A 22,252-nucleotide genomic window follows, 5' to 3' on the forward strand; every position below is an offset into this window, starting at 1 on the left:
GGCGCGCGCGTCAGTCCCGCAGCGCCTGCTCGCGCAGCGATTTCAAGGTCTTCGACAGAATCCGCGAGACCTGCATCTGCGAGCACCCGATCCGCTGGGCGATCTGCTCCTGAGACATCGAATCGAAGAAGCGCATCACCAGCACCTGCTTCTCGCGTTCGGGCAATGCCGCCAGCAGCGGCTTCACCGCCAGGTAGTTCTCCACGGTGCCGAAGTCAGGGTCCTCGGCGCCGAGCGTGTCCAGCAGCGAGGGACCGCCGGACTCCGACTCGTCGGTGTCGGAGGCGGCGTCGATCGATGAGGTCTGGTAGGCGTTGCGGGCGATCAGCGCCTGGGTCACCTCGTTCAGATCCGCGCCCAGCTCCTCGGCGATCTCCCGCGCCCGCGGCATCCGGCCCAGCCGCTGCGACAGGATCTCCACCGTCGGACCGATGGTGGACTGAATCTCCTTGAGCCGGCGCGGCACTCGCACCGACCAGGCGTAGTCGCGGAAATGCCTGCGCACTTCGCCCATGATCGTCGGCACCGCGAACGAGAGGAAGGTCGCGCCGTGCCCCGGATCGAAGCGGTCGACGGCGGCGAGCATGCCCACCCGCGCGATCTGCAACAGGTCCTCGAAGCTCTCGCCGCGGCCGCTGAACTTGCGCGCGATGTGCTCGGCCAGCGGCAGGCACCGCTCGATCACCTCGGTGCGCAGGGCTTCGCGGCGCGGATCGTCCGGAGCCAGCGCGGCCAGTTCGGCGAAGAGCGGCTCGATATTGTCGTAGGTATCTCCCCGCGATTTCCGCTTGGAAGCGACCTGATTCGGCTCGCTACTCATTATTCGAGCCGCCGCGCACCCACCGGAAGTCGACGACAGTCGGGTAGCCGCCCGCCGCGGCGTCGTGCGCGCCTCGGGTGGCCGACACCGAGTGGGTGAGCGTCGCCACGATGTGCCAGCCGAAACCGGACTCGTCCGGGCTGCTGTCCGACACCGTGACGGTGGAGACGCGCACGTCCACCGCGTCGTCCTCGAAGCCGAACGCGCACTCCAGCTCCGCGCCGTCCACCGCGTCGAGCACCAGCGCGCTGGCCACCTCGTCGAGGGCGAGCCGGATGTCGGTCACCTCGTCGATGCCGAAATCGGCCATGAGCGTGACGGTCTCGGCCAAGGCACGCAACATCGCCAGCTGTTCGGACACCGCGGGCACCCGCACGCTGATCGTGCCGGTCCGCGTCGTCGCGGGAGGAGTCCCCTCACCCTTGCTCATGCACCGCTCCCAGAAGTCGCGCCGTCCGTCGGAGCGCCAAGCCTACGCCCTCTCGTCCGGGCGGTTCGATCGGCCACGGCACAGCGCGCGCGTCTGCGCCGTGGACGGCCCGTCGCGCGAGGCCGCGACGCGCTCCCCGCGACGGCCTTCGACGCCGATGGACAGCGCGTTCGCCGGCGCATCGGCCCGCGCTCGCCGTCCCTGCGCTCACCTGGACTCCGGCGCGGCAGGAACCCCGGTCCGTTCGGACGGAAGACGGCGACGGCCGTCGCCGATCGCGCGCACCAGATCGGTATAGGCGATCTCCAGTTCGGCCAGCCGGGTCCATGCCGCGTGCATGCGCTCGCCACCGGGATCGTCGTGCATGAGCAGATGGAACGCGTCTTCCGCGACGGCGGCCATCCGGTCGATCATCTCGCCGAGGCTCTCGTCGTGCACCCGCACCGCGGGGTCGGCACTCGGCAGGTGCAGCGCCGCCCAGGTGTCGATCCGATCGACCAGCTCGGCGCGTCGCCGCCGCGTGTCGACCGACTCTCGCCCGTCCTCCCGGCACTGCCGGTGCAGTTCGGTCAGCTCGCGCGCCCACCGGCTCACCGGGCCCTCCACGTGCTGGCCGCCCAGCGCGCACAGCAGGGCGCTCGGACTCGGCAAGGCCGAACCCTCGGACAGCTTTCGCGGTCGCGCACGCTGGACCAGCATCGGCCTACCTCCCCGGCCGACCGCACCGCTCGCACGGCCGGTCGTCCAAGCCTTCATCAGAACAGCGTTCATACCCGATCGGGCATGCCCGCTGCGGGCAGAGGCAAACTCACAGGGGCGCAGTGAGTTCGAGATGGATGCCGTCCGGATCGGAGAACGACAGGATCGCGATGCCGAAATCGGCCATCTCGGTGATCTCGCCGTGCTCGATGCCCGCCTCGGACAGGCGAGCGGCCGCGGCCACCAGATCGTCCCGCGCCGGGACGGTGAAACTGAGATGGTCCAAACCCACCCGCTCGGAATCGAATCGGTCCGCCGGATCGGCGACCGGGCGCAGGCCGAGCAACATGCCGTTGGCCTGGAACACCACCCCGCCGAACAGCCGCATCGGATCGGTGCGCACCGCAGGATCGTCCGGACTGCCCGGCGATTCGGCGGCGATGGGGAAACCGAGCACGTCGCGGTAGAAGGCACGCGACCGAGCGATATCGGTCACGGTCAGCCGGATGTGATGCGTCCCGGTCGTTTCGATCATGGTCACGCTCCCGAGCGGTGTACGGCGGTCCGATCGGCTCCCTCGCGCTGTCGGCGGGCAACCGTCTCGCGATGACGGTAGGACAGAATCCCGGCGGAACCGAGTGTCGTGAACGACATCTTCGGTACCGTTTCCGACATGGATGTCGTCGTCTTCGTAGTGGACGGCGTAGCCGATTTCGGATACGCCGCCTTGCTGGAGACCTTCAACACCGCCAACGCCGTGCGCACCGAACTGCCCGACCCGCCGCAGCCGTGGCGGGTGCGCAGCGCGTCGTTCGGGACCACGGTGCGATCCGGCAACGGCAACACCGTGCCGACGGTCCCGCTCGACGAGCTCGGCGACGCGTTCGAGCTGATGATCGTGCCCGCCGTGAACGTCATGGAGGCCGCGGCGCTGATCGACCTCGTTTCCGCACCCGCCAGCCGGCCGGTGCTCGACCGGCTGGCGGCGGCCCGCGATCGGGGCGCGCACCTCGCCGGGGCCTGCACCGGAACGTTCTTCCTCGCCGAGGCGGGCGTGCTGGACGGTTCCCCGGCGACCACGAGCTGGTGGCTCGGTCCCAGCTTCCGGCGCCGCTACCCCAGCGTGGAACTCGACGAGGGACGCACGCTGTGCCGCGGCCCGCGCGTCACCACCGCGGGCGCCGCGCTGTCGCACATGGACCTCGCGTTGTCGCTGATCGCGGGCAAGAGCCCGGCGCTGGCCGAACGCGCCATGCGCTACCTGGCGGTGGGCGCGGGACGACCGCAACGTGAGTTCATCGTTCCGGAGATCATCGCCCGTGGCGATTCCGTCACCGCCGCCTTCGAACGCTGGGTGCGCGCCCATCTGGGCGAGAATTTCCGGATATCCCAGGCCGCTCGCGCCATCGGTGTCACCGAACGCAGCCTGCAGCGGGCCACCCACGCCGAACTCGGCATGTCCCCCACCGAATTCGTGCACGACATCCGCCTGGAACGCGCCGTGCAGTTGCTGCGAACCACCTCGCTCACGGTGGACGCGGTGGCCGCCAAGGTGGGCTACCTCAATGCCGGAACCCTGCGCGGATTGTTCCGCCGCCGCCGCGGCGTGTCGATCTCCGAGATTCGCATGACGCGCGTGTCCTATTGAGCCGACCCCATCGGCACGAGCCGGTCCCGCGACGGCAGTTGCCCCAATTCGAACGTCGCCGAAATCGACAGTAGCCAATGGGCCGCGCTTACCGCCCCGGTTATCGGAATCGGCTGTCTCGCAGGCGGATTCCTATACGGCGCGGGATTGCCCAGGAGCGGTGAATCCTTCGGCGAATTCGATGAAGTTCTGCACGACGGTCTCGGCCTCCCGCCGCACAGTGCGCTTGAGCAGCAGGCCGGGCAGCAGGAGCGAGGATTGCAGCTCGGTGTGATACCAGACCTGCGATCCCGAGACGTCCTCGGAGACTTCGAACCAGCCACCGCCGCCGACCCCGACACAGCTGTCCACGACCTGCCAGGACACTCGATCCTCGGTCCACTCGTACTCCAGCACCTGGAGATCGGACCTGCCAAGCGGGGTCTCCGCGGTGACGTAAACCCGCTGCGGACGACCAGATTCGTCACGAGTGGCCACGCGCGCATCCGAATGCGTCGACCATTCGGGAAGCAATTCGATCGCGGCGACCGCATCGAAGACCTGTGCGGGATGGACGCCGACGGCGAAATGGATATCGGTTTTTACGCGCATAACTCCTCCACCCCCGGGACCAACCCGGCCGATTCTGCCCGTGCCCCTTCCCATCCGTCAACACGGGTGCGACTCGCAAACAGCAACCACCCACAAAGTTCGATGTCAGACACTTCCCATAGTCGGAAATAAGCAGTCAGCTACTTACCGGCTATTGGCAGTTCCAGCAGTTACCGGTGAGTATAAAAGTGGCCGGTCCGAGAATTCGTCCCTTGCATTCGTGGCACGACTCCGGCGCGAACTGAGCGAGTTCATTTCCCACCCGCAAGCAGTGCTCGTCATCCCGGGGAACGGGCGGCCACGCCGACCACCTCGAGCCCACGGCAGAATGGGCCGGTGCAGATCGGGATGCTTGGACCGCTCGAGATCCGGCTAGACGACGGTGGATCGATCGAGGTACCGGGTGCCCGATTGCGGGCGCTGTTGATCGCCCTCGCGCTCGAACCGGGCCGCACGGTCCCGAGAACGACGCTGGTCGATTGGATCTGGGGCGAGCAGCCGCCCGCCGACGCGGCGAACGCCGTACAGGCGCTGGTCTCCCGGCTGCGCAGACTGCTGCCGGAGGGGTCGCTCGACGGGCAGGCGGGCGGATACCGGCTGACGGTGCGACCCCACGCCGTCGACGCCGTGCGGTTCCAGCAGCTTCTCGACCAAGCCCGCGGCGGTGACGACACGCGCCGGGCCGAACTCCTGCGCGAAGCTCTCGGCCTGTGGCGCGGTGCGCCCATGCAGGATGTCGGGATACCGGACAGCGCGGCTTTCGACACGGTGGTCACCCGGCTGGAGGGGCTGCGCCTGGCCGCCATGGAGGACCGATACGAAGCGGAGATCCGCCTCGGCCGCGGCACGGAACTGATCACCGAACTCACCGAGCTGGTGGCCATGCACCCGGTACGGGAACGGCTGGTCGCCGCGCTGATGCGTGCGCTCGGCGCCGCCGGGCGTGGCGCCGAGGCACTGGTCGTGTACCAGCGCGCACGCGAAGCGCTCGCCGACACGTTGGGCGTCGATCCCTCGCCGGAGCTCTCCGCGCTCCACGTCGCACTGCTGCGCGGTGAAGTGCGGTCCGAGGAAGCCGGCCGCAAGACGAATCTGCGGGCAGAGTTGACCACATTCATCGGCAAATACGCCGACGTCGCCGCCGTGCGCGAACTCATCGCGAACCATCGGCTCACCACGTTGACCGGCCCCGGGGGTTCGGGCAAGACCAGGCTGGCCCTGGAAACCGCGCGGACCATGCTCGACGACCTGCCGGACGGGGCCTGGCTGGTGGAACTGGCGTCCATCGGCGCGAGCGGCGACCTGGCGCAATCGGCGCTCGCCGCGCTGGGGCTGCGGGACGCGCTGCTCGGCGGCGCACCGAACACCGAACCGATGGACCGGCTCGTCGCGGCGATCCGCGAGCGCGAGACGCTGTTGATCCTGGACAACTGCGAGCACGTGATCGAGTCCGCCGCGGCGTTCGCCCACCGATTGCTCGGGGAGTGCGGGCGGCTGCGGATCCTCGCGACGAGCCGGGAACCGCTCGGCATCATGGGCGAGGCGTTGTGGCTGGTGGAGCCGTTGGCGTTACCGGCGCAGGACGCGGACCCCGGCCAGATCGAGTCCTCCCCGGCCGTTCAGCTGTTGCGGGACCGGGCCGGCGCGGTGCGCAAGGATCTCACCGCCGACGCCTCCACCCTGGCGACCATGGCGCGCGTCTGCCGCGCGCTCGACGGCATCCCGCTGGCCATCGAACTGGCCGCGGCCAGGCTGCGCACCATGTCGCTCGATCAGCTCGCCCACCGCCTCGACGATCGGTTCCGCCTGCTCACCGGCGGCAGCCGGACCGCGATCCCACAGCACCGGACGTTGCGCGCGGTGGTCGACTGGAGCTGGGAGCTGCTCACCGACGCGGAACGGCTGGTGCTGCGCAGGCTCGCGGTGTTCTCCGGCGGCGCGAGCCTGGAGGCCGCCGAGCAGGTCTGCGCGCACGTCGACGGTGAGGAGAGCGTGACGGTCGGGCGGTGGGAGGTGCTCGAGCTACTGACCGCGCTGACCGAGAAATCGCTGCTGCTCACCGTGGAGGACAGCGGGCCGCGCTTCCGGATGCTCGACACGATCAAGCAGTACGCCCGCGACCGGCTCGCGGAGTCGGGGGAATCGGAATCGGCGCGCCGAGCGCATCTGGCGTACTTCACCGAACTCGCCGACAGCGCGGAGCCGCACCTGCGCCGAGCCGAGCAGTTGGAGTGGCTGGCCACGCTCGAGGTCGAACACGACAACATCGCTGTCGCGATGCGCGGCGCGCTCGCGGCCTCGGACGCGGCCGGGGCGATGCGCCTCGCGGCGGCCACGGGCTGGTACTGGTGGCTCGGCGGGCACAAGGCCGAGGGCATGGAATTGATCACCGCGGCTGCCGAGACGTCCGGCGAGGTGGACGACGAGACCAGGGCCAGGGTGTACGGGCTGATCGCGCATTTCATGAGTTCCGGGCCGGGTGACGAGCGCCAAGTGGCGGAATGGATCCGCAAGGCATACCGGTTCAGCCGGCGCGGTCCCAGCCGGTACCCGCTGCTGGCGTTCGTGGCCGCGCTGGAACAGATGTTGCAGGGGCCGGACGCGTTGCTGCCCGCGTTCGAACCGCTCCTCACCGACGACGACCCCTGGGTGCGGGCGCTGGCGCGGCTGCAGTTGGGCAAGGCGCGGATCGCGCTCGGCCGGGCGGGGCGGGAAGCGGACGAGTATCTCGAGACGGCGCTGGCCGAGTTCAGGGCCATCGGCGAGCGCTGGGGTATTTCGTTCGCTCTGACCGAACTGGCGAATCGGATCGCCATGCGCGGTGAGTTCGCCGGTGCGTGCGAGTACCTCGAACAGGCGATCGCGGTAGTGGCCGAGGTCGGCGCGATCGAGGACATCTTCCTCATGCGGGCCCGGCAGGCTCAGTTGTACTGGCTGCTCGGTGACACGCGGGCGAGCGCGGCGGCCATGGCGGAGGCGCAGCGGCACGCGGATCGGTCGGCCTGGCCGAACGCGCTGGCCGAACTCGCCATGACCAAGGCGGAGCTGGCCCGGTGGAGCGGCGACACCGAGCAGGCACGCCGGCAGATCGAGATCGCGGCGACCATGCTGGGCAGCGATGCGGAACAGCCCTACGTCACGGCGCTGACCCACAGCCTGCTCGGCTACCTCGCAGCCGGTCTCGACGAAGCCCGCGAACAACACGCCGCCGCCTTCCGTGCGGCAGCCGACACGGGGTACGCGCCGCTGATCGCGCAGATACTCGTGGGGATCGCCGACCTGGCGCTGCGCGCGGGCCACGACGAGCAGGCCGTGCGACTGCTCGCGGCCGGCGCCGGGGTGCGCGGTCTGTCCGACCGGTCCCAGCCGGATGTGACCCGAATCGAGCAGACAGCACGACGTCGCCTCGGTGACCAACGGTTCACCGAGGCGACGAGCGAGGGAGCGCAGGCGAGTTGGCGCGAACTGGTCGCCGCCGCGCTCGCCGGCTGACGGGGCACGGAGCGGGTCAGGCGGCGGTGGCGTGCCGGATGACGATGTTGCCGTAGGAGTTGCGCGCGTACACCCGCACGACGTCCGCGTTGCCGTCCGCCCGGTCCACCGGTCCCATCTGGTTGCGCACGGCACCGTGCAGGGCGTTGGTTTCCAGCTCCACCGCACTGCGCGGGCTGATTCCGACCTGTACCTCGCCCATGGACGTTTCCAGCCGGAGCACGCCGCGCGACGCTTCGCCGATGCGGATGTCGCCTTTGGCGGTTTTCGCGGTCACCGAATCGCGCGGACGCTCCACGGTGATGTCGCCCGCGGATACCTCCAGGTCGCACTCGCCGAGTTCGCCCGCGCCCAGCAATCGGCCCACCGCGGCGGTGCCCTTCAGCCGCGAGCCGGTGGGCACCTCGACGGTCAGCTCGATCGACGGGTTGCCGCCGAACGGGGTGTAGGTCCGCCAGTCTTTCGGCGTTCTCACGGTCAAAGCGGCCGCGGTGAATTCGACTCGGGTCTGCTCGGCGGCGCGCACGTCGCCCTTCTTGGACGGGTCGGCAGGGCGGACCGCGACGACGGTGTCGGTGCGGTCCGAGGCGATCACCGTGACGTGACCGGAGAGCACGTCGATGGTGACGTCGATCGGTTCCGGGGTCTCGAATGTGGGCATGGCTGTCTCCTGTGAGGGTGGAACAGGGGCTGGCAGAGCCGGCGGATCGACTACACGCGCTTGTCGAATGTGGCGCGCGACCACAGGTATCCGACGAGGGCGAACCCGGCGCACCAGGCGAGCGCGGCGGCGGTGTAACCGCCGGAGGGGTGGCCGAACAGAAACCCCCGCAACGCTTCGATGATCGGCGTGAAGGGCTGATACTGCGCGAACTGCCGGATGCCGGGCCCCATCTGCTCGGCGGGCACGATCGCGCTGCTCACGAACGGCAGCATGATCAGCGGCACCACCGTCATACCCGCGGATTCCGGCGTCTTCGCGGCCATTCCCAGCGCGACCGTGAGCCAGGCGGCCGCGAACGATGTCGCCGCCATGATGCCGATCGCGCCGAGCCAGTCGAGCGCGCTCGCCGGCGACCGGAACCCCAGTGCGAACGCCACACCGAGGACGGCGGCGATGGCCACCACGTTGGTCAGCACGGTGGCCGCCACATGGCCGGTCAGCACGGCGCCACGGGAGACGCTCATGACCTTGAACCGGTTGATGACGCCCTTGGCCATGTCGGAGCTCACCGACACCGCGGTGCCCGACAACCCGTAGCTGATGGCCAGCAGGATCATGCCCGGCGTCGCGTAGTCGATGTACTGTTCTCCGACGTCGAACGCGTTGCCGAACACGTACACGAAGATCAGCATCATCACGACCGGCATCAGAGCCGCGTTGAATATCGTGACCGGGGTCCGGGCGATGTGCTTGAAGTTGCGGCGCAGCATGATCGACGAATCGGCCAGCGGTGCGGAAATGGTGCTCATTGTGCGACAGCCTCCGTGGTGGCGTGACCGGTCAGGGCGAAGAAGACATCGTCGAGATCAGGGGTGTGGACGGAGACCTCGTCGGCGTCGACCGAGTCTTCGGCGAGCCGGTTCAGCAGCTCCCGCAGCGATTTCGTCCCGCCGTCACCCGGGACACGCAACATCAGCGCCTCGTCGTCGCGGGTGGCGGCGGGCAGAATCCGCGCCGCCGCGTCCAGTTCGTCGACGTGGGTGAACCGGAGCCGGATGTGGCTGCCGGGTATCCGGCGCTTGAGTTCGTCGGGCGTGCCCGCGCCGACGATGCGGCCCTGGTCGAGCACCGCGATCCGGTCGGCCAGTTGATCGGCTTCCTCGAGGTATTGGGTGGTGAGGAAGATCGTCACACCCTCGGTCGTCAGTTCCCGGACGATCTCCCACATGGTGCGGCGGCTGCGCGGATCGAGTCCGGTGGTCGGCTCGTCCAGGAAGACGATCCGCGGCTTGGTGACCAGCGTCATCGCCAGGTCCAGTTTCCGGCGCATACCCCCGGAGTAGGTCGAGGCCTGCTTGCGCGCCGATCCGGTCAGATCGAACCGTTCCAGCAACTCGGCGGCCACCCGCTTGCCCTCCTGGGGCCGCAAATGGTGCAGATCCGCCATCAGCCGCAGGTTCTCCTCCCCCGTCAGCAGATCGTCCACCGCCGCGAACTGGCCGGTCACCCCGATCGCCGCGCGCACCGCGTCGGGCTCGGTCGCGATATCGTGCCCGGCGACGCGCGCGGTGCCGCCATCGATCTTCAGCAGGGTGGTCAGCACGTTCACCGCCGTGGTCTTGCCCGCCCCGTTCGGGCCGAGCAGAGAGAAGATCGTGCCGGCACCTATTTCCAAATCGATGCCATCGAGGATCGTCTTGTCCCCGTATGCTTTTCGCAGCCCGGAAGCTGTAATCGCTGAACTGTTCACACGGATACTGTCGCCAGCCCGGCTGATACGGTCCTGACACCGGCCTGACATGTCCGCTGACACGGTGGCCACGCTCGGAAGCGCGGCCCGTCAGGGATGGAGTCACCCGGTGCAACGCGCCAGTCCACCGGGATCGAAAATACGTTCGACTCGAGGTAAGGTGCCGGAGCATGCCGGACCACGAGCCCATCCTCTTCGCTCGAACGCGGATCAACGACGTGCGCAGGCAGCTGCTGGACGCGGCCGCGTTCGGCAAACATCTGGGACCCGAACAACTGGAGAACATGGCGGGCAAGCTGGCCGAGGGTTTGCGCGCGTACACCGAGGCCTTCGCGGCCGAAGCCACACCGGTGAACCCGCCCGCCGACGGCCGCGCCTGCCTCGACTACCGCGGACGCATTCGCTGAAGGCCGGACTCCGCGATTTCGTATTCGTCCCGGCAGAAGCGTTGTCGGCGACACCCGTTGCGATGGGTACGCAGGCGGGCTAGATCGGGCGGAAGCCCGCTCCGGGGCCGCCGCGCGCGTCGACGTCGTCGAGGATGGTGGTCATCTTCATCCCGAGCTGCGGCCCGAGGCACGGCACCGTCACGTACGCGTTCACCATGCTCACCAGCGTCGTCCCGACTACGACCGGCCCACCGGAGTCACCGGGGACGACGCATATCTGCGTCCAGGTCCACGTGCTGGGCTCCACCACGTCTCCGTAGGTCAGTCCGCAGGTCTGACCGGTGCTATAGCCTTCCTTGCACGCGATATCGGGGAACTTCGCAGGGCCGCCCACCTGGGTGATCGTCGTGTTGCCGACGCGGCTCACCGGCACCACCTTGTCCGGTTCGAACACGATGACGGCGTAATCCATGTCGACGTTGGTCTGGGCGACAGTCCCGACCGGGCCTGCTTCGCGATCGGCCGCCGCGGTGACGCTGCTGCCCTCCCCACCACAATGCGCCGCGGTGAAGCCCACCAGCCGGCCCGCGCCATCGTGCCCGATGGTGGTGAGCGAACAGATGCCCTGCTCGTTGACGACGATGCCGGAGCCGCCGCCCAGCACGACCGGAACGGCGGCGCGCGCCGTACCCGCCTGCGCCCCGATCAGTGTCGCGCATGCTGCGAGCGCAGCAGCTGTTCCCGCAAGTTTCTCGAACATGCCGCATCCAATCGGTCGAAGGGAAGATCGTCCCCCCATGCCGCGCGAACATACTGCTGTGCACTTGAAAGGCTCGTCGACCAGGCGTCCATCACCAATGGTGCGGGATGCAGCCGGTTCAGGTGTGCGTCCTTGATGACGAAACGCCGACGGTCACGCCACGATCTGGTGCGCGGGCGTGCCGTGCGGCGTTCGTCGTTTTGTCGGCGATGCTGCCCAGCGAATCAGGCGAGGCAGACCGGGAAGAAGAAGATGAACGGCGGGAAGAAACAGACCGGCCAGAAGAATGGCGCCCAGAACAAGAATGCGTCATTGGTCTGCACTTGCCCATGCTGGGAGACGTCCACGGCTGCCGGAGGGGCAGGCACAGGGGCTCCTTCGGGGGAGGCGGTAGCCACGCCCGAACCGAAAGCGATCAGCGGCACACAGGCTGCCGCCGATACGGCTGCGATAACCTTGGTTTTGGTCATGATGCTTCCTTCAACTGACTGGTGGGATGCCTTCGCCCGTTCGTTGAAGACCTCCCGCATATGACCTCTCTCACTCTTCTCTCAGGAAGCGCGCGACATCATCGTCCCCGGGGTCGGAAACACTCACCCCCCGGGGTGAAACCGGAGGTGAGCACGGGCACCCGCGCCGGTGCCGTGCTAATGGCAGAAATCTCGTCTACGTCCTTCCTTCCACCGCGCCCGGTCTGCCAACCGCGTCCAGCGCGGGCCGGGATACGTCAACTCGGCATGCCCACCGCCGTCTCGATACCCGCCGAGCCAAGAGAAATGGGGGCTCTCCCGCCGGTCTACGATCAGCCCGACCTTCTGAGAGGAAATCATGACCAAGTCCTTCGCCGCTGCGCTCGCCGCGACCGCCGCCGCTCTGCTCTTCCTGCCCGCCGCCCCCGCGCAAGCCCGATCCCCCTTCTGCGCCAGGGCCATCGAACTGATCAACATCGCGATCGACACGAACGGCGGCACCCTCGACGGCGCGACGGCGGCAGAGCTGTCCGACCGACTGAACGCCCTGGCCTATCTCACCCAAGGCGCGGAGCAGGACGCCATCACCGCCTACGCCAACGCGCTGGTAGACGAGAACGTCACCGACCTCAACCCCTACACCGACGAACTCAACCGCGCCTGCGCCTGAATACGAGCTTCACCCCCGTTTGGTGGCTTGCCCCTAACGCTTCGCGACGAATGATCCATTACACGGACCGAACGACAACCGTCGACTAAACCGTGACGCCGAGCCGTCCGGCCAGTGCCCGCGATTCCCGCTCGACGATCTTTCCGCCGTGAGTGACCAACTCGGCAGCAAGTTTTCGCGACAGCGGAAGAAGGGGCGTCAGGGTGCGCCTGGTCTCGAAGATGATCGCGAATGGCGCACCGCACTCAGCACACCCCGGCGCCGTCCTCAGCCCGCCTAGAACCCGCGAGTGGCACATGACGGAGGCCGATCGCGAGCGACCTCTCGGTCATGTGCCACTCACGCGCGGGATCGGACGCGCCCCGCCTGCAAACGCCCGGCACGGATGCGGCGAGTTGGAGAATTGGAGCAACTTGGCCGCCGGCATGGGTATTTGCACTGATAGGCGGGCCTCGTTCAGGGACAAGCCGTGACGGGATGCCGGGTTCGTCATGCGCTGCGCAGCCGAATTCTTCGGGTCGCGTCGAGATGCCGGTCGACGGTGAACTGTGCGGTGGTGCCGACGATGGGGGGCGTGCCGGACCAGGACAGGACGGACCAGAGGCCGTCGAATGCTACGCAGTATTCGCGGTTGCTGGGGAAGACGTCGGTGATCTCGGCGGTGACTGCGGAGCCGACGGGGTGGCGGTTCTTGGCGGCGCACCATTCGGACTCGCTCGAGACGGGAAACCTTGGCGTGCTCGACCGGAAGGCGGGATCGAGAGGCCAGAGGCGAACCTGGCCGCGTGTGTGCTGGAGAACCTCGAACTCGGTCACTGTGCCCACGGCCGGCCATTGCTCGGCGGAAAACGGCAGACTCAGGATGTCGACGAATCCGGTGGGTGGATGGCCCAAGTCGACGAACAGTCCGACAACGCCGGGTCGCGGAATCAGCGTGACCACTCCGGTCACATGGTCACCGATCGGATAAAGGCCGTGCGCGGCCTTGAGTTCGTCTTCGAGTTGGGGGTCAGGTTCGATCATCGTTGGGCTATTTCAACGATCACTTCTACCGGTTGTCAACGGCCCGATGCGAAGGCGCATTATCTATCGTGGACGAGCGCTGTTCAAGATCGAAACCGCTCGTGAAAAACAAAACCCCCTGATCAGGGCCTATTTGTGGGGCGGGCGGGGCTCGAACCCGCGACCAATGGATTATGAGTCCACGGCTCTAACCGACTGAGCTACCGCCCCATCCCGCGGGAACCGCGAGCGTTGGGGATGCTACCGGGTCGGGTGGGTTCCGGACCAGTCGGAGGGGGATGACCTAGGGTGGGTGGGTCGGAAACTTACTGGAGGGTCAGGTATGGCCGGTCTGTTCACGAAGGTGCTGAAGGCGCATCAGTGGGTGTACGAGAACAGTGGCGGATTGGTGGGGCATCGGCTGCTGTTGGGGAATCCGACGCTGCTGCTGCGGACGGTGGGGCGCAAGTCCGGCAAGGAGCGCACCTCGGCGCTGACGTACGCGCGCGACGGCGCGGACTATCTGGTGACGGCGTCCAACGGCGGGTCGCCGCGGCCGCCGGGGTGGCTGGCGAATCTGAGAGCGCGACCGGAATGCGAAATCCAGGTCGGGCGGCGGAAACTCATGGTGCGGGCGCGGGCGACGCTGCCGGACGATCCCGAGTACGCACGACGGTGGGAGCTCGTCGACAAGGTGAACAAGGGTCGCTACAGCGCCTATCAGAAGCTGACCAAGCGGCCCATCGCGGTCGTGGTGCTGACCCCGGCGCAGGGTCAGCCCTCGCGATAGTCGTCGTCCCAGTCGTCCTCGTAGTCCTCGGCGTCGTCGTGGTCGTCCCATGGCTCGGCTTCCTTCGGCGGCCGGCTGGCGAACTGCACGACAGCGACCACGAAGCCGAGCACCACGATGACGATTACCACGACGAGCAGAGTTCCCACCCCGGCACCCTAGCGCCGTCGCCGGGGCGGCGCACTACATCGATTGTCCAGTTCGACGCATTGTTCACACTGTTAACAAAGTGCGCCCCAGCGCCGCCCTGGACTCGATGGCGGCATGCGCCCGAGCGGCTTCGTCGAGCGGGAAGGTCTGGCCGATGACGACCTCCAAGCGCCCCGCGGCGACCTCCTCCTGGGCGCGCCGGGCCAGCGCCGGCCAATCGATGCCGGCGCCGGTGATGTCGAACAGCCCGTACACCGTGACTCCGCGCGCCGCGGCGGCGTCCCGATCCAGTGCGGCGAATTCCCCTGCCGCAGCGCCGTATCCGAGGAAACGCCCGCCATCCGCGGCCACCGTGAGCGCGGCCTCGCCGAGCGCACCGCCCGCACCGTCGAACACCACGTGCGCGCCCGCTCCCCCGGTCGCGGCGCGCGCCTTCTCCGCCCAGTCGGGCTCGGAGTAGTCGACCACCGCGGTCGCGCCGAGCCGCTGGGCGAGTTCCAGCTTGGCGGCGCCACGCGCGGCGGCGACGACGTTCGCGCCCGCCGCGCGGGCCAGCTGGATCAACAGCACGCCCAGCCCACCGGCGGCGGCGGTGATCAGTACCCATTCGCCCGGCTGGACGGCGGCGCGGTCGAACACCGCCAGCGCGGTCCTGCCGTCGTGCGCCAGCGCGACGGCCTGCGCCGGGGTCAACCCGTCCGGCAAGGCGACCAGCGTGTCCGCCTTCGCCAGCGCTTTCTCGGCGTATCCGCCGATCGGCAGGCCCCCGCCGATACCGCTGGCCGCGGTGGGCGTCGACACCCGCTTGCCCACCCAGGACGGATCGACGCCCGGCCCGACCGAAGCCACCACCCCGGCGACCGCGCCGCCGGGCACATAGGGCAGTTCGATTGCGAAGAAATCGGTCCCCCAGCCCGACCGCAGCCGGGTGTCCAGGAACATCACGTCCGCGGCGGCCACGTCGACCACCACCTCCCCCGGTCCGGCCACCGGATCGGGCAGCTCACGCACGACGAGCACTTCCGGTCCACCGAACTCACTGGCTTGCACAGCCCGCATGACACAACCCTTCATCGTTCCTTGCCTTCTTCGGACGAAGATCAGCATGAAACCTGAAGTCATGTTGAGGTCAAATCGTGCGTCAGGAACCGCCGCCGCAACTGGAACTGCTACCACCACCGCAGCTGGAGCTACTGCCCCCGCCGCAGCTCGAACTGCTCCCGCCACCGCAGCTGGAGCTACTTCCGCCGCCGCACCCGCTTCCGCCACCGCAACTGCTGCCGTGGTGATGATGGTCGTGGTGGTGGTGATGCCCGCCGCTGGAGCCGCCGGGTTGGTCGGATCCGCCGAACAAACCGGCTCCGCCGGCCGCCCAGAACGGATCTGTGGAACCCCCCTCGTTGTATCCGCCGCCGCGGTAGCCGCCCCACCCGCCGTATGGGGGCGGCGGCATGAACCGGTTGCGTTGCGAGCGGATGATGACGACTACGACGATGATCGGAACCGCCACGAGGAGCAGCACCATCAGCAAGACGAACAGAAGGATGAGTGCGCTCATGTCAGAACGGTAGCGGCAGATCGGCGCGCACGTACAGTGAACTGTGGTGAACTTCAGGTTCCGTCGATCCCCGGCGCGCGGAATCGATCCGGCGGCCGTACGCGCCGCCGTCGACGCGCTGGAACTGCCCGAGGCGGTCTACAAGACGTGCCCTTGGCAGCCAAGGGATTTGGTGGACAAGGGATTGCGGCAGTGGCTGCTGTGCTGCGGCGCGGCCATGCGCGACGATCAGGTGATCGGCATGCCGTCACACGCGGTGGACGAGGCATGGCACGGATTCATCCTGTGCACCATGCGCTACGCCGATTTCTGCGCGAAGGCCTACGGCCGCTTCCTGCACCACTTCCCGGAGGGCGCCGGACCGCCGAACCCGGCGCACGGCTCGATGGCCGAACAGCTCGGCCGCACCGTGGTCGCGTGGTCGCTGGTGGCGGCTCCTGACGAGGAATGCGTGCTGTGGGACCTGGACCGGCGGGTCGGTGTCGAGCACCCATGGGGAATCGACTCCGATCGGGTCGCGGCCGTCGAGGCCGAGCTGGCGCACACCCGCGCTTCCTGATCCGCCAGAAACCGGACGAAGCCGGGCGCGACCCGATATCCGCGAGCACCGGCCCGACCGTCTCGTACACACCCGCAGGTCAGCTCACAGATCGAGCACGAGGCGGCCGCCGTCGGCGCGCGAGACGCAGACGAGCATCGCACCCGCCTCGCGTTCGGCGTCGGTGAGCACGCTGTCGCGGTGATCTGGTTCGCCGCCGAGCACGCGCACCTTGCAGGTGCGGCAGAATCCCTGCCTGCACGAGTACGGACGATCGGGCCGGGAAGCGAGAACGGCGTCGAGCGCGGTGCGATCCGCGCCGACCTCGACGACCTCCCCGGTGGAGGCGAATTGGATCTCGAACGGCTTGCCGCGCACGATCGGCGGTGGCGAGAACCGCTCGAAATGCAGTTCCACGCAGGGCATTTCCCGGACGGCGTCGGCGATGACGGTGATCATCGGCACCGGGCCGCAGCAATAGACGGCGGTACCGGGCCGCACGCCCGGCAGCAAGGTGCTCGCATCGGGGAGCCCGTGCTCGTCGTCGGTGCGGACGACCACGCGATCGCCGAATCTCGCCAGTTCGCCGAGGAACGGCAAGGTGTCCCGGCTGCGCCCGGTGTACACCATCGACCACTCGATGCCCAGCCGGTGCGCCAGCTCGACCATGGGCAGGATCGGCGTGACGCCGATGCCGCCCGCCACGAAATGCGAACGCGTGGCGGGTGATCCGTGGCCGGGCACGGCGAACGGGAAGGCGTTGCGCGGACCGCGCACCACGATCGGCGAACCCACCGGGAGGCGATCGTGCACTTCGACGGATCCACCGCCGCCTTCGGGGATCCGGCGCACAGCCACACGGTAGGCGTGCACGTCGGCCGGGTCGCCGCACAGCGAATACTGCCGCAGCCGACCGGAAGGCAGCTCCAGGTCGAGGTGCGCGCCCGGACGCCATGGCGGCAACGCGCGTCCGTCGGGGGCGGCCAGCCGCAGGCTCACCACGTCCTGGTCACGGGCCTCGATCCGCCGCTCGGTGACCACCAGCGCCAGCCGCCGGTCATCCACCTTCGGACGCGGATCGCGCCGGTTGACCAGAGCGGTCCAGCGCAGTCGCGCCGAGGCGACCGCGTGCAGCACGCGCACGGTGCGGTCGCGGTCGCGGTCGCGCCTGCCGAACAGGTCGGCGGGCAGCTGGTCGGGAACGGGCGATTTCACGAGGCCATCGCCCGCGCCGCCGGGGACTTGGCCAGATAGGCCACCGCCTGCGCGGTGGAGCCGACCGTCTCCGGGTCGTAGCCGGGCTTGAATGTGCTCAACGCGCTCCACAACAGCGAGGGGACGCCGGGCAACGCGCCGCGCCACATCGCACCGAAGACCCGCCCCAGCAACCGGGGGTAACCGAGGTCGGGCAGGTCGCGGTCCTGATGGACCAGGAATTTGGTGCCCCGCACCACCAGCGTCAGGAAGATCGGGAATACCAGCAGCATGAGGGCCGCGCGCCGCAGGTATCCCGCGCCGAAGTACACGGCCACGTCGTGCGCGACGTGCCGGTGCTCGACCTCCTCCGCCCCGTGCCAGCGGAACAGGTCCGCCATGCGCGGGTCGGCGCCGAACCGCTCCAGATCCGCGTTGAGCACCCAGTCGCCCAGGTAGGCGAAGAAGTGCTCCAGGCACGCGATGAAGGCCAGCCGCTCCACCATCACCTGCCGTTCGGCCACGCCCTCGACATCCCTCGGTCCGAGCGTCCGGCGGAACAGGTACTCGGCGTGCCGCACATAGGGTTCGGGATCGATGCCGTGTGCGGCGAGCACTTCGTGCAGCACCTTGTCGTGCGTCTCGGCGTGCATCGATTCCTGACCGATGAACCCGAGCATCGCTTCCCGCAGCCGCTCGTCCCGCACGTACGGCAGCGCCTCGGCGTACGCGGCGCAGAACATGCGCTCGCCCTCGGGCAGCAGGAGATTCAGCGAGTTGATCAGATGCGAGGCGATGGGCTCGGCGGGCATCCAGCGCAGCGGCGTGTCCGACCAGTCGAAGCGCACGTTGCGGGCGTGCAGCGCCACGGCGCCCGGGTCGGTGTCGGGCCGCCGCCTGCGAAGTAGCTTCATCGGTACTCCTCGATCCTCCCGCGCCCGCGTCGCCGCGCGATTCCTACGTTTCCGTAGCATACACATACATGAAACTTCCGGTAACACACAAAGCCGTCCCGTCGGCTGTACGGTGACACAACTCGCGAGAGTCGTCACACCCTGCCGCGTCCGACCCAAAATTAGAACAGGTTCTAGTAGGCTTTTGCTATGGAACGATTGACCGGATTGGATGCCAGCTTTCTCTACTTGGAAACCGGAACCCAGCATCTGCACGTCTGCGCGCTGCTGATCCTCGACCCGTCGTCGGGCGACTACTCGTTCGACGGATTCAAAGCCGAACTGGCCCGGCGGCTTCCGCTGATTCCGCAGATGCGCCGCCGCGTGCACGAGGTGCCGCTGAACCTCGACCACCCCGTCTGGGTGGAGGACGAGAATTTCGACCTCGACTACCACGTCCGCCGGATCGCGATCGCGGCGCCGGCCGGACGACGCGAACTGGCCGAGCTCGTCGGAGACATCGCAAGCCGCCCGATGGATCGCGACCGCCCGCTGTGGGAGATGTCCGTGGTGGAGGGCCTCGACGACGGGAAGGTCGCGGTGATCTGCAAATACCACCACGCCGCCGTGGACGGCATCACCGGCGCCGATCTGATGATGCACCTGTGCGATCCGGAGCCTGGCGTCACCAAGGCGGTGCCCGACCAGCAGTGGCGTCCCGAGCCGAAACCGAACGACTGGCAATTGCTGGCCGAGGCGGTGGTGAGATTCCCGGCCCGGGCGGGCATCGTCGGAATGCTGCCGAAAACCCTCGGCGTGGTAGCCGGGTTCGCACAGCGCCGTCGCCAGAACAAGGCGGGCATGGCCATACCGTTCTCCGCTCCTCGCACGCCCTTCAATCTCGCCATCACCCCGCACCGCGCCGTCGCGTTCACCGAGGCCGAACTCGACGCCGTCAAGGAGATTCGCTCCGCGTTCGGCGTCAAGGTGAACGACGTGGTGCTGACCGTCGTCGCGGGCGCGCTGCGCACCTACTTGGCCGGGCGCGACGAATTGCCCGACCGCTCGCTCATCGCGTCGGTTCCGGTGTCGGTGCACGAGTCCACCCGGCACAAGGCGGGCATCAACAAGGTGTCCGCGCTGTTCGCGCAGCTCGGCACCGACATCGCCGACCCGGTGGAACGCCTGCGCGAGGTGGCCGAGGCCAATCAGGGAGCCAAGGAAGAGCACAAAGTGATAGGTGCGGACTTCCTGCAGGACTGGTCGCAATACGCCCCGCCGAACACTTTCCGGCTCGCGGCGCGAATGTACTCCTCGCTGAAACTGGCGGAGAAGCACCCGGTGGTGCACAACTTGGTGGTGTCCAACGTGCCGGGTCCGCCGATGCCGCTGTACTTCCTCGGCGTCCGGGTGGAGGGGATGTACCCGTTCGGACCGGTGTTCCACGGCGCGGGCCTGACGGTGACCGTGCTGTCGAACAACGACAAATTGAACTTCGGCTTCATCGCCTGCAAGGAACTGGTGCCCGACATCGCGGCGCTGGCCGACGCCGTTCCCGGCGTGGTCGCCGACCTGCTCGCCGCGGCACGCACCTCGGGCTGAGCCCTTGGCCCCTGTCCGCCACCGCCGCCGGACAGGATCGGCCGAATCACCTCTTCGCGGCGACGGCCGCACAGGCTTCGAGCAACACCGGCACGAAACGGTCGGCCTCCAGCACACAGGACGCGTGCCCGGCCGCGACCAGATGCTTGCTCGCCCCCGGGATCAATGTCGCCAGCTCCAGCTGCCGAGAGACCGGAATCGCCCGGTCCTTGGTCGTGATCACCACAGCCGTCGGCATCGCCAGGTCGGGCAGCCACGCGGTCGCGTCGAAGCGCCCCACCGCCGCGAGCACCTGGGTGAGCGCCCACCCGCTGGTGCTGCGGAACTCGCCGAGCGCCCACCGATCCAATCGTCCTGGCGCCCAGGTGATCTCGGGAAGCTCGGGCAGACGGCCCGCGAGCCGCTCGGCACGGCGGTAGGAGTATTGCTCCACAGCGGCGGCGAAAGCGCCGAACGTCCGATGGAAAGCGTGCTCGCTCCATTTCTCGCGAAACCGATAGGGCGTCGCGCAGAGCACCAGCCCGCTCACCCGGTCCGGATGCCGATGCCCCGCCAGCAGGCTCACGATTCCGCCCAGCGAGAATCCCACGCAGATGGCTCGGTCGATTTCCAACGCGTCGAGCACGGCCGCCACGTCGTCGGCGCAGTCCTCCAGGGTGAACCGCTGCGAGCGGATGCCGCGCCCGTGCCACCGCTGGTCGAACAGGATGACCCGGTACCGCCGCGCCAGCTCCGCCAGCGACGGAAACCAGGTGAGGTACGCGGTGCAGGCGGTCGCGTGCAGGAGCACCAGCACGGGCGCGTGCTCGGGTCCGGGGATGTCGACCACGTAGGTCCGGCCCCGGCCCGCCAGATCGACCAGGCGGCCACCGGGCACCTCGGCGATGTCGGGCACCCGCAGGCGTCCGCCGAATCGCGTCACGCCGCGGCCGGAGTTCGTCATAGCGCACCTCCCGAGTGCTCACATGGGAGATATTTTAGAACACGTTCTACAGAGAGGCCCACCGCTGGTCGTCAGCCGAGGCATCCCGAGTGCCGCCTTCCGGGCGAGTTGTCCATTCCGTCGCGACCCATGACCGCCGACGCGGACGCGCCTGAACCTTCGCGCACCACGCGCGCTCCGTCAGGACCCGGCGAAGGGGACCCGGCCCAGACTTCGTCGAGGCGGCGTCGCAGCTCCCGTGAACACCACCCTTCTCCGTCGACGTACCGGCACGTTCGGATCCTTCGCGGCCACGTCGGCTCCGGATGGCCCGATTCGGGCATACGGACCGCTCACCGGGACGCGAAGACGATCGCGCCGTCACCGACGACCGTCTGGGCTACTGTCGCGAGACGCGCCACCACGAGGCGTGTTTCTGTAACGTGTTACAGACGATTCGAGAGACGGAGGTACCCCGGATGGGGCGGTTGACCGGCAAGGTGGCGTTGATCAGCGGCGGAGCGCGCGGAATGGGCGCGGCGCACGCCAAGGCCCTGGTCGCCGAGGACGCGCGCGTCGTGCTCGGCGACGTGCTCGACGACGAGGGCGCCGCGGTCGCCGCGGAACTCGGCGACCACGCCGCCTACGTCCACCTGGACGTGCGCGAGCCGGACGACTGGCGCAAAGCCGTCGGCACGGCGGTGGAGCGATTCGGGTCGCTGAGCGTACTGGTGAACAACGCGGGCATCGTGAACGGCAACCTGCTGGTGGCTTTCGAATTGGCCGAATGGCAGCGGATCATCGACATCAACCTCACCGGCACATTCCTCGGGATGCAGGCCGCGACGCCCGCGATGATCGAGGCGGGCGGCGGCTCGATCATCAACATCTCCTCCGTCGAGGGCATGCGCGGCAGCCCCGGGCTGCACGGCTACACGGCCACCAAGTTCGCCGTGCGCGGGCTCACCAAATCCACCGCGCTGGAGCTGGCGCAGTACAAGATCCGGGTGAATTCCGTGCACCCCGGCCTGATCCGGACGCCGATGACGGAGAACATCCCGGATGATTTCCTGCAGATCCCGCTCGGCCGCGGCGCCGACCCGTCCGAGGTCTCCGCGCTGGTGACCTTCCTGGCCAGCGACGAATCGTCGTACTCGACCGGCGCCGAGTTCGTCATCGACGGCGGTCTGACCGTGGGCGTCCCGCACAAGAGCTTCTGA

The 22,252-nt window shown here is 68.4% G+C and carries 25 protein-coding genes and 1 tRNA gene; 9 read left to right on the top strand and 17 right to left on the bottom strand.

Annotated elements, in window-relative coordinates; genetic code table 11:
• Positions 1-10: 10 nt before the first annotated feature.
• The 4 genes from ACWDMM_RS18445 to ACWDMM_RS18460 all read right to left on the bottom strand — a co-directional run bounded on the left by ACWDMM_RS18445 (position 11) and on the right by ACWDMM_RS18460 (position 2,484).
• Positions 11-820 carry an RNA polymerase sigma factor SigF gene (locus tag ACWDMM_RS18445; protein WP_195077690.1) on the bottom strand — a complete coding sequence of 270 codons (810 nt, stop codon included), beginning with the start codon at positions 818-820 and terminating at the stop codon, positions 11-13.
• Entirely contained in the window at positions 813-1,250 is a 438-nt protein-coding gene (locus ACWDMM_RS18450; RefSeq protein WP_195077689.1) for an ATP-binding protein, read from the bottom strand. Before ACWDMM_RS18450 ends, ACWDMM_RS18445 begins: the two co-directional genes overlap by 8 nt.
• A 207-nt stretch (positions 1,251-1,457) precedes the next feature.
• A complete protein-coding gene (locus tag ACWDMM_RS18455) occupies positions 1,458-1,949 on the bottom strand; it encodes a DUF4254 domain-containing protein (RefSeq protein ID WP_449938538.1) in 492 nt (163 codons plus the stop codon).
• Between the two features lie 109 nt (positions 1,950-2,058).
• Positions 2,059-2,484 (bottom strand): VOC family protein, encoded by a 426-nt coding sequence (locus tag ACWDMM_RS18460; RefSeq protein ID WP_195077687.1) that lies wholly within the window; start codon positions 2,482-2,484, stop codon positions 2,059-2,061.
• A gap of 138 nt (positions 2,485-2,622) precedes the next feature.
• On the opposite strand from ACWDMM_RS18460, the gene ACWDMM_RS18465 reads away from it, so the two are divergent.
• Positions 2,623-3,597 carry a GlxA family transcriptional regulator gene (locus tag ACWDMM_RS18465; protein ID WP_449938541.1) on the top strand — a complete coding sequence of 325 codons (975 nt, stop codon included), beginning with the start codon at positions 2,623-2,625 and terminating at the stop codon, positions 3,595-3,597.
• A gap of 132 nt (positions 3,598-3,729) precedes the next feature.
• On the opposite strand, the gene ACWDMM_RS18470 is transcribed toward ACWDMM_RS18465, so the two are convergent.
• Positions 3,730-4,188, bottom strand: coding sequence for an SRPBCC family protein (locus tag ACWDMM_RS18470; RefSeq protein ID WP_195077685.1), 459 nt, complete (start codon positions 4,186-4,188; stop codon positions 3,730-3,732).
• 336 nt (positions 4,189-4,524) lie between these two features.
• Between ACWDMM_RS18470 and ACWDMM_RS18475 the strand changes: the two genes are divergently transcribed.
• A complete protein-coding gene (locus ACWDMM_RS18475) occupies positions 4,525-7,680 on the top strand; it encodes a BTAD domain-containing putative transcriptional regulator (protein WP_449938544.1) in 3,156 nt (1,051 codons plus the stop codon).
• 16 nt (positions 7,681-7,696) lie between these two features.
• Here ACWDMM_RS18475 and ACWDMM_RS18480 read toward each other — a convergent pair whose 3' ends face one another.
• The 3 genes from ACWDMM_RS18480 to ACWDMM_RS18490 are packed head-to-tail and all read right to left on the bottom strand — an operon-like array spanning position 7,697 to position 10,145.
• A complete protein-coding gene (locus ACWDMM_RS18480) occupies positions 7,697-8,341 on the bottom strand; it encodes a hypothetical protein (RefSeq protein ID WP_449938547.1) in 645 nt (214 codons plus the stop codon).
• A 50-nt stretch (positions 8,342-8,391) separates the two neighbouring features.
• Positions 8,392-9,153: an ABC transporter permease gene (locus tag ACWDMM_RS18485; protein ID WP_195077682.1), complete on the bottom strand. Its 762-nt coding sequence runs from the start codon at positions 9,151-9,153 to the stop codon at positions 8,392-8,394.
• Complete coding sequence (locus tag ACWDMM_RS18490; RefSeq protein WP_449938550.1) at positions 9,150-10,145, bottom strand: ATP-binding cassette domain-containing protein; 996 nt, start codon at positions 10,143-10,145, stop codon at positions 9,150-9,152. The genes ACWDMM_RS18485 and ACWDMM_RS18490 overlap by 4 nt, the downstream gene beginning before the upstream one ends.
• A 119-nt stretch (positions 10,146-10,264) precedes the next feature.
• Here ACWDMM_RS18490 and ACWDMM_RS18495 point away from each other — a divergent pair, with 119 nt between their 5' ends.
• Positions 10,265-10,501, top strand: coding sequence for a DUF6374 family protein (locus ACWDMM_RS18495; RefSeq protein WP_357108827.1), 237 nt, complete (start codon positions 10,265-10,267; stop codon positions 10,499-10,501).
• Positions 10,502-10,580: 79 nt separating this feature from the next.
• Here the strand turns inward: ACWDMM_RS18495 and ACWDMM_RS18500 are convergent, their stop codons facing one another.
• Positions 10,581-11,243, bottom strand: a complete 663-nt coding sequence (locus tag ACWDMM_RS18500; protein WP_195077679.1) for a chymotrypsin family serine protease — start codon at positions 11,241-11,243, stop codon at positions 10,581-10,583.
• Between the two features lie 224 nt (positions 11,244-11,467).
• Positions 11,468-11,713 (bottom strand): hypothetical protein, encoded by a 246-nt coding sequence (locus tag ACWDMM_RS18505; RefSeq protein WP_195077678.1) that lies wholly within the window; start codon positions 11,711-11,713, stop codon positions 11,468-11,470.
• Positions 11,714-12,071: 358 nt separating this feature from the next.
• Here ACWDMM_RS18505 and ACWDMM_RS18510 point away from each other — a divergent pair, with 358 nt between their 5' ends.
• Entirely contained in the window at positions 12,072-12,383 is a 312-nt protein-coding gene (locus ACWDMM_RS18510; RefSeq protein WP_195077677.1) for a hypothetical protein, read from the top strand.
• A gap of 489 nt (positions 12,384-12,872) precedes the next feature.
• On the opposite strand, the gene ACWDMM_RS18515 is transcribed toward ACWDMM_RS18510, so the two are convergent.
• Entirely contained in the window at positions 12,873-13,406 is a 534-nt protein-coding gene (locus tag ACWDMM_RS18515) for a hypothetical protein (protein ID WP_449938554.1), read from the bottom strand.
• Between the two features lie 136 nt (positions 13,407-13,542).
• A tRNA-Ile gene (locus ACWDMM_RS18520) sits at positions 13,543-13,616 on the bottom strand.
• Positions 13,617-13,728: 112 nt separating this feature from the next.
• Between ACWDMM_RS18520 and ACWDMM_RS18525 the strand changes: the two genes are divergently transcribed.
• Positions 13,729-14,175, top strand: coding sequence for a nitroreductase/quinone reductase family protein (locus ACWDMM_RS18525; protein ID WP_357108819.1), 447 nt, complete (start codon positions 13,729-13,731; stop codon positions 14,173-14,175).
• Here the strand turns inward: ACWDMM_RS18525 and ACWDMM_RS18530 are convergent.
• Complete coding sequence (locus ACWDMM_RS18530) at positions 14,160-14,324, bottom strand: hypothetical protein (RefSeq protein WP_195077674.1); 165 nt, start codon at positions 14,322-14,324, stop codon at positions 14,160-14,162. The genes ACWDMM_RS18525 and ACWDMM_RS18530 overlap by 16 nt on opposite strands.
• A gap of 64 nt (positions 14,325-14,388) precedes the next feature.
• On the bottom strand, positions 14,389-15,384 hold the full coding sequence (locus tag ACWDMM_RS18535; protein ID WP_195077673.1) for a zinc-binding dehydrogenase: 996 nt from the start codon (positions 15,382-15,384) through the stop codon (positions 14,389-14,391).
• A 77-nt stretch (positions 15,385-15,461) separates the two neighbouring features.
• On the opposite strand from ACWDMM_RS18535, the gene ACWDMM_RS18540 reads away from it, so the two are divergent.
• Positions 15,462-15,614, top strand: coding sequence for a hypothetical protein (locus tag ACWDMM_RS18540; protein ID WP_195077672.1), 153 nt, complete (start codon positions 15,462-15,464; stop codon positions 15,612-15,614).
• Positions 15,615-15,926: 312 nt separating this feature from the next.
• On the top strand, positions 15,927-16,442 hold the full coding sequence (locus ACWDMM_RS18545; protein WP_449938559.1) for a hypothetical protein: 516 nt from the start codon (positions 15,927-15,929) through the stop codon (positions 16,440-16,442).
• 84 nt (positions 16,443-16,526) lie between these two features.
• On the opposite strand, the gene ACWDMM_RS18550 is transcribed toward ACWDMM_RS18545, so the two are convergent.
• On the bottom strand, positions 16,527-17,612 hold the full coding sequence (locus ACWDMM_RS18550; protein WP_449938582.1) for a PDR/VanB family oxidoreductase: 1,086 nt from the start codon (positions 17,610-17,612) through the stop codon (positions 16,527-16,529).
• Between the two features lie 20 nt (positions 17,613-17,632).
• On the bottom strand, positions 17,633-18,529 hold the full coding sequence (locus ACWDMM_RS18555) for a metal-dependent hydrolase (protein WP_357205252.1): 897 nt from the start codon (positions 18,527-18,529) through the stop codon (positions 17,633-17,635).
• Positions 18,530-18,718: 189 nt separating this feature from the next.
• Between ACWDMM_RS18555 and ACWDMM_RS18560 the strand changes: the two genes are divergently transcribed.
• Positions 18,719-20,110 carry a WS/DGAT/MGAT family O-acyltransferase gene (locus ACWDMM_RS18560; RefSeq protein WP_195077671.1) on the top strand — a complete coding sequence of 464 codons (1,392 nt, stop codon included), beginning with the start codon at positions 18,719-18,721 and terminating at the stop codon, positions 20,108-20,110.
• A gap of 46 nt (positions 20,111-20,156) precedes the next feature.
• Here ACWDMM_RS18560 and ACWDMM_RS18565 read toward each other — a convergent pair whose 3' ends face one another.
• Positions 20,157-21,053, bottom strand: a complete 897-nt coding sequence (locus ACWDMM_RS18565; protein WP_195077670.1) for an alpha/beta fold hydrolase — start codon at positions 21,051-21,053, stop codon at positions 20,157-20,159.
• A gap of 458 nt (positions 21,054-21,511) precedes the next feature.
• Between ACWDMM_RS18565 and ACWDMM_RS18570 the strand changes: the two genes are divergently transcribed.
• Positions 21,512-22,252 (top strand): glucose 1-dehydrogenase, encoded by a 741-nt coding sequence (locus tag ACWDMM_RS18570; protein WP_195077669.1) that lies wholly within the window; start codon positions 21,512-21,514, stop codon positions 22,250-22,252.

Source organism: Nocardia sp. NPDC003726, assembly GCF_053586955.1.

What these genes read in the sequence shown, in the direction of transcription:
- ACWDMM_RS18450 (WP_195077689.1), bottom strand. Translation starts at nt 1,250, where the DNA reads ATGAGCAAGGGTGAGGGGACTCCTCCCGCGACGACGCGGACCGGCACG.
- ACWDMM_RS18555 (WP_357205252.1), bottom strand. Translation starts at nt 18,529, where the DNA reads ATGAAGCTACTTCGCAGGCGGCGGCCCGACACCGACCCGGGCGCCGTG.
- ACWDMM_RS18460 (WP_195077687.1), bottom strand. Translation starts at nt 2,484, where the DNA reads ATGATCGAAACGACCGGGACGCATCACATCCGGCTGACCGTGACCGAT.
- ACWDMM_RS18565 (WP_195077670.1), bottom strand. Translation starts at nt 21,053, where the DNA reads ATGACGAACTCCGGCCGCGGCGTGACGCGATTCGGCGGACGCCTGCGG.
- ACWDMM_RS18525 (WP_357108819.1), top strand. Translation starts at nt 13,729, where the DNA reads ATGGCCGGTCTGTTCACGAAGGTGCTGAAGGCGCATCAGTGGGTGTAC.
- ACWDMM_RS18455 (WP_449938538.1), bottom strand. Translation starts at nt 1,949, where the DNA reads ATGCTGGTCCAGCGTGCGCGACCGCGAAAGCTGTCCGAGGGTTCGGCC.
- ACWDMM_RS18505 (WP_195077678.1), bottom strand. Translation starts at nt 11,713, where the DNA reads ATGACCAAAACCAAGGTTATCGCAGCCGTATCGGCGGCAGCCTGTGTG.
- ACWDMM_RS18490 (WP_449938550.1), bottom strand. Translation starts at nt 10,145, where the DNA reads ATGTCAGGCCGGTGTCAGGACCGTATCAGCCGGGCTGGCGACAGTATC.
- ACWDMM_RS18510 (WP_195077677.1), top strand. Translation starts at nt 12,072, where the DNA reads ATGACCAAGTCCTTCGCCGCTGCGCTCGCCGCGACCGCCGCCGCTCTG.
- ACWDMM_RS18485 (WP_195077682.1), bottom strand. Translation starts at nt 9,153, where the DNA reads ATGAGCACCATTTCCGCACCGCTGGCCGATTCGTCGATCATGCTGCGC.
- ACWDMM_RS18500 (WP_195077679.1), bottom strand. Translation starts at nt 11,243, where the DNA reads ATGTTCGAGAAACTTGCGGGAACAGCTGCTGCGCTCGCAGCATGCGCG.
- ACWDMM_RS18465 (WP_449938541.1), top strand. Translation starts at nt 2,623, where the DNA reads ATGGATGTCGTCGTCTTCGTAGTGGACGGCGTAGCCGATTTCGGATAC.
- ACWDMM_RS18470 (WP_195077685.1), bottom strand. Translation starts at nt 4,188, where the DNA reads ATGCGCGTAAAAACCGATATCCATTTCGCCGTCGGCGTCCATCCCGCA.
- ACWDMM_RS18480 (WP_449938547.1), bottom strand. Translation starts at nt 8,341, where the DNA reads ATGCCCACATTCGAGACCCCGGAACCGATCGACGTCACCATCGACGTG.
- ACWDMM_RS18570 (WP_195077669.1), top strand. Translation starts at nt 21,512, where the DNA reads ATGGGGCGGTTGACCGGCAAGGTGGCGTTGATCAGCGGCGGAGCGCGC.
- ACWDMM_RS18560 (WP_195077671.1), top strand. Translation starts at nt 18,719, where the DNA reads ATGGAACGATTGACCGGATTGGATGCCAGCTTTCTCTACTTGGAAACC.
- ACWDMM_RS18515 (WP_449938554.1), bottom strand. Translation starts at nt 13,406, where the DNA reads ATGATCGAACCTGACCCCCAACTCGAAGACGAACTCAAGGCCGCGCAC.
- ACWDMM_RS18445 (WP_195077690.1), bottom strand. Translation starts at nt 820, where the DNA reads ATGAGTAGCGAGCCGAATCAGGTCGCTTCCAAGCGGAAATCGCGGGGA.
- ACWDMM_RS18535 (WP_195077673.1), bottom strand. Translation starts at nt 15,384, where the DNA reads ATGCGGGCTGTGCAAGCCAGTGAGTTCGGTGGACCGGAAGTGCTCGTC.
- ACWDMM_RS18495 (WP_357108827.1), top strand. Translation starts at nt 10,265, where the DNA reads ATGCCGGACCACGAGCCCATCCTCTTCGCTCGAACGCGGATCAACGAC.